The following is a 4,977-nucleotide window of genomic DNA, read 5'->3' on the forward strand; positions in this document are numbered from 1 at the left end:
CCCCACCGCCTGGCAGGCCGCCGGCTTCACCCACGCCGCCCTCGGCCACCGCTTCGCCCCAGAGACGTCAGGATGACGCCGCGGACCACGACGCCGGCCGGTCACCGATCCGTGAAGTGGTCCCACCCGTCAGTGTCGGCAGCACGGCCCGTGCCGCCAGCACGGCCGGTACTGCCGGTGCTGCCGGCGTTCTCCGCTGGCGCGGGAGCTCCCGGCTCGGCCACCAGGCGTCCGATCAGCCGGAATCCCGCGGGCACCGTGGCCCCCGTGGGCAGGGCGGCGAGGAGGCCGTAGTCCTCCCCGCCGGAGGACACCCAGCGTTCGGCAGTCTGCCACCCGATGGCGGGATCCAGGGCCCGGGCCAGGGGCACGAGGGTCGAGGCCTCGCGACGCACCCACTCCGGATCGAGCTCCGCCCGCAGGCCGTTGGCCGTGGCCAGGCGGCCGGCGTCCTTCAGCACGCCATCGGAGACATCCATCATGGCCAGCGCCCCGGCCTCGGCCGCCACCCGTCCCGCTCCCAGCACTGGCCGGGGTCGAAGTTGTGCGGCAGCCGCCAGTGCAGCGAGTCGCCGGACACTGAGTTCTGCCTGTTCAGCAGCGCGCAACCGCTCGTCCAGCCGCCCGCGGGGCGTCTCCAGCACCTTCAGGCCGGCGGCGGCCCAGCCTGCCCGGCCGCACAGGACGAGGTCCAGGCCAGCCGTGACCGCGCGGACTGCCGGCGGCAGGGTACGCCGCACCGCCGGCCGGCCGTCCAGGTCGCCCGTGGCCGTGACGGCCACGGTGATGCGCTCGTCCGATCCCAGGTCTCCGCCGACGATCCGGCAACAGTCCGCCCCGAGGTGGCGCACCGCACCGGCGATCCCGGCGGCGAGGCCGTCGATCCAGGCCACAGGGGTGGTGGGAGGCATAGTCAGGGCCAGGAGCAGTCCGGAGGGCTCACCGCCCATGGCGTTGATGTCCGAGAGGTTCTGGGCGGCAGCCTTCCAACCGGTGGAATAGCCTCCGGCGAAGCCGTGACCGTCGAACGTCCCACGGTGCACAGCCGGCCACTCCAGCCGGAAATCGCGGTCCTGCGCCATGGCATCCGTGGTGATGACGAACCGGCCGTCCGGGGCGGCCACGACCGCGGCGTCGTCCCCGGGGCCGACGGTCCCCTCCGGCCAGTCTCCCGCTGCCGGTACCGCAGCGAAACGGCGGTTCAGGATCCGCAGGATCCCTGACTCACCCAACCCGCCGACGCTCTGGCGGGCTCGCGGGTTCGGTGTCACGCCGGGCCCGGTCAATGGCGTCCGCTGGCCGCCGCCAGCGCCTCCCGGAACGCGCCGTAACGTTCGATCTCTTCCGTCACCGGCTCGGCGACGCGCTGCCGGGCGACTGCTGAGACCGCGGCGCGCAGCCGGCGTCGCGCCCGGCGCGCCCGGTTCCGCGCCCCCAGCCGCACCAACGGGGCCATCAGCAGTGCCAGCAGCAGCCCGAAGGCCAGTCCGCCGAACACGAGCAACGTCGGGATCGGGAAGCCTTCCACGTCCGGGGCTGGTGGCACCTCGAACTGGAGGTAGCCGGCCAGGGCGAGGACGCCCAGCCAGGCGAGGCCGGCCAGGACGGCCACCAGGGCGAGCCACTGGAGGAGGTTGACCACGTGCCACCACCACGAGCCCTTCCCGGCCGCCAGATCGGTGGAGGTGATCGCCTGATCCAGCTCATCCGGGAGCGTGTTTGCATGGCTGCGGGCGGCACGGCGGATGGAGGACCGCCACGTGTCCGGGGCGCCGGCCCCCGTGGCCTCGGCGAAGGCACGGAGGGCGCCGTCGGCCTGCGCCCGCTGGGCCGGGCTGCGCTCGGGCAGTGAGCTCCGGTGCAGTCGAGGGTCGTCGGTCGCCGTTCCCGGCGCCCGGTTCATCCCGCGCCGCGGATCGTCCCCTCGGCGCAGTCCGAGCCGGCGCAGCGGGTCCTGACGGAGGCGAGTGGCCCACCGGATCAGGGGCCATCCGGTGCGGCGGCCCCCCTCGAGCCGGTACGAGCGCTGCACGGCCCGCACCACGGTGTTGACGCCGGCCGCCTCGGTCAACGCGTCCACGAGCCTGGCCTCGTCCCCCGTCCCGACGCCGGCCGGAACGCCTCCCGCGTCCCCGGCACCGAGCGCCCTGGCGGCCGTGCGCACATCCGAGAGCAGCCGTTCACTGACGGCGCTCCGCCGCGCGGCCACCTCCGCGATGGCGGATCGGAGGGGCTCGAGGCCGGCGCCCGTGGAGGCCGAGGCGGGATAGACGGGCACGCGGGCGAGTCCGTCCTGGGCCAGGATGCCCTGCAGGGACGCGGTCACGGTCTCCACGTCCGCCTCGGCGAGCCGGTCGATCTGGTTCAGGACCACGAGGGTAACGCCGCGGTGGGCGGCGAGTGGCTCGAGGAATTCCCGGTGGAGGGCGGCATCCGCGTATTTCTGCGGGTCGACGACCCAGACGAGCACGTCCACCTGACCGGCCAGCCGGGTCACGATCTCCCGGTGCCGGACGGCGATCGAATCGAAATCAGGCAGGTCAAGCAGGATCAGGCCTCCCGGCTGGTCGCCCTGCCGGCTGGTCGTGCGACCGCCCTGTCTTTCGCGAGGCCGGCCCCAGCGCTGGCGGAGCAACCGGGACCACGGGCCCGAGGGCTCGGCTCCGGCCGCGGGACCGTCCAGCTGGTGACGGTGGGAGACCTCCAGCCAGTCGAGCAGGGGTTCGGAGCCCTCGGCGCCCCACACGGCGGCCAGGGGCTCGGAGGTCGTGGGCCGGGTGGCCGCCGCGCGGGCGAGCGGGTGACCGGTGACCGCGTTGAAGAGGCTGGACTTGCCGGAACCGGTGGCGCCGAAGAAGCCGACGACCGTGTGGTCGGCCGAGAGCCGGCGTCGTTCCCCGGCCCGTTCCACCACATGACGGGCTGTGGCCAGCGCCTCCTCGGACAACCGGCCCTCACCCAGCCGGGCGGCGGTCTCCAGGGCGGCGAGCTTGTGGTCCAGGGGACCATCGCGGTGCGTCGTCATGGGTCAGGCCTCCCGTCCGGCCAGTCGGCGCAGGTCGGGCACGAGGGACCGCAACTGATCGGTTTCCTCGGGGTCGCGAATCCCCTCCAGCAACGCGGTGAACCGGCGGGCGTCCGACTGCAGCAGCCCGGTGATCCGGTCCACGAGATTCTCCTGGGAACGTTGGGCCAGCCGGCGGACGGCGTCCTCGCCGAAGATCGATTCGAGCAACTTCTGCGCCACCACCGCGGTCCCGCCGGCGATCCCGACCTCGATCCCGAGCAGCCCGCCGGTCGCAGCGAAGGACACGATCATCAAGGTCACGGCCACACCGTTCACGCCCAGCGCGGCGACGCGGGCCATCGTCCGCTTGCCGGCACCCTCCTGTTCGATCAGGGAGATCAGGTCCCCCTGCCAGCTGCGGATCTCGGCGGCCGCGCGGTCGCTGAAGTCGGCGGGGAGCGCGGCAACGTCCTGGCCGGTGATGAGTGCGCGTCCGGCGGCATCTTGACGCCAGCGCTGGGCGGACTCCTCCGAGGCCGCAGCGGTCTGCTCCACGAGGACGGCGTGCAATCCGGTCTCGATCGCCGTCTCGACCTCCTCGGGCGGGGCCGGCCGGCCCCGGAAGAAGGAGGTGACCCGGTCCCTCAGCCGCCCGATCCCTGATTCCAGCGACCGGAAGAACTCCCCGGTGCCGATGAAGTCCTGCCAACGGGACAGCACCTCGCCGCGCAGCAGGGTCCCGTCCTGGGTTGAGGCCAGCACGCCCGCCAGCGCCTGCTCGTAGGCGGAGTCCACGTCACCGGCCAGCCGGGCCGCCGCGTGGCGCTGGTCGTCCTCGGCCGCCGCCAGGACCGAGGTTTTCTCCGCCAATTGCCGGACCACCCCGTGGAGGGTGCGGCGGGCGACCTCCGCACGGGAACCGGCATCGCCGGCAATGGACTCGAGCCACTCGCGCAGCGGCCGCACGGCGCCCGCGGGGAGCATTCCCTGGGCGTCCAGGGCGGACTCCGTGACGACGAAGAGCCCGGCCGAGCCCAGCCCCTGACGCTCCAGGAGACCGCGCAGGTCCGTGGCGACCTCGTCCTCCACGCCCGCCGGAACGCGGTCCAGGACCACGGCGACCGTGATGTCTCGGGCGGCGGCGTCCAGGAGCAGCTCCCAGGGGACGGCGTCCGCATAGCGGTTCGCGGTGGTGACGAAGATCCACAGGTCGGCGGCCGAGAGCAGCTGACCGGCCAGCCGGCGGTTCTCATCCGCGATGGAGTCGATGTCCGGGGCGTCCAGCAGGGCCAGGCCGGCGGACAGGGCCGGTTCGGTCACCAGGACCAGGGATTCGGTGGCCTCGGGGTCCGGTTCCACCCCCGCGCGTTCCGCGGGCACCGCAGTCTCCGGCACCGAGCGGTGGCCGGCGGTCCGGGAGAGGTTCGGCAGCACCCGGGCGGTGGTGAACCAGTCGACGTCCTCCGGGTGATGCAGAAGGATCGGTTGCCGCGTGGTCGGACGGATGGCACCGGCCCGGGTCACGGCGTGCCCCACCAGGGCATTGACGAGGGTGGACTTGCCGGCACCGGTTGATCCCCCGACGACGGCCAGCAGCGGCGCGTCCAGGCTGCGGTACCGCGGCAGGACGTAGTCGTCCAGCTGGGTGACGGCGGCGTCCCGCATCCGGGCGGCCTCGGCGGCGCCGTCGATCCCGAGCGGGAGGGCCACCCCGGCCAGTCCGCCGCGCAGCCGGCTCAGCAGGTCCACGGCCTGGACCGTTCGCGGCGGCGGGACGGGGGTGGGATCAGTGCTCACGCATCCCATCATGGCACCGGAACGCGGCACCGGAGCACAGCAGGGTCCGGAGGGCACAGAAAAAGACCCGGCCCTGATGGACCGGGTCTTCTCAGCTGGTGACCCCAGCGGGATTCGAACCCGCGTTACCGCCGTGAGAGGGCAGCGTACTAGGCCGCTATACGATGGGGCCG

Annotated in this window: 3 protein-coding genes and 1 tRNA gene; all 4 read right to left on the minus strand. The window is 73.5% G+C overall.

Going from position 1 to position 4,977, the window contains the following annotated elements:
* Nucleotides 1–101: 101 nt before the first annotated feature.
* A complete protein-coding gene (locus RUH65_RS15185; RefSeq protein WP_313818470.1) occupies nucleotides 102–1,232 on the minus strand; it encodes a thiamine-phosphate kinase in 1,131 nt (376 codons plus the stop codon).
* A 50-nt stretch (nucleotides 1,233–1,282) separates the two neighbouring features.
* Entirely contained in the window at nucleotides 1,283–3,025 is a 1,743-nt protein-coding gene (locus RUH65_RS15190; protein WP_313818471.1) for a GTPase, read from the minus strand.
* 3 nt (nucleotides 3,026–3,028) lie between these two features.
* Nucleotides 3,029–4,804, minus strand: a complete 1,776-nt coding sequence (locus RUH65_RS15195) for a dynamin family protein (RefSeq protein ID WP_313818473.1) — start codon at nucleotides 4,802–4,804, stop codon at nucleotides 3,029–3,031.
* A gap of 96 nt (nucleotides 4,805–4,900) precedes the next feature.
* Nucleotides 4,901–4,976: transfer RNA gene (locus RUH65_RS15200), tRNA-Glu, on the minus strand.
* Between the last annotated feature and the right edge of the window lies 1 nt (nucleotide 4,977).

The organism is Citricoccus sp., assembly GCF_032154715.1.
Classification (GTDB): Bacteria; Actinomycetota; Actinomycetes; order Actinomycetales; family Micrococcaceae; genus Citricoccus.

What these genes read in the sequence shown, in the direction of transcription:
- RUH65_RS15190 (WP_313818471.1), bottom strand. Translation starts at nt 3,025, where the DNA reads ATGACGACGCACCGCGATGGTCCCCTGGACCACAAGCTCGCCGCCCTG.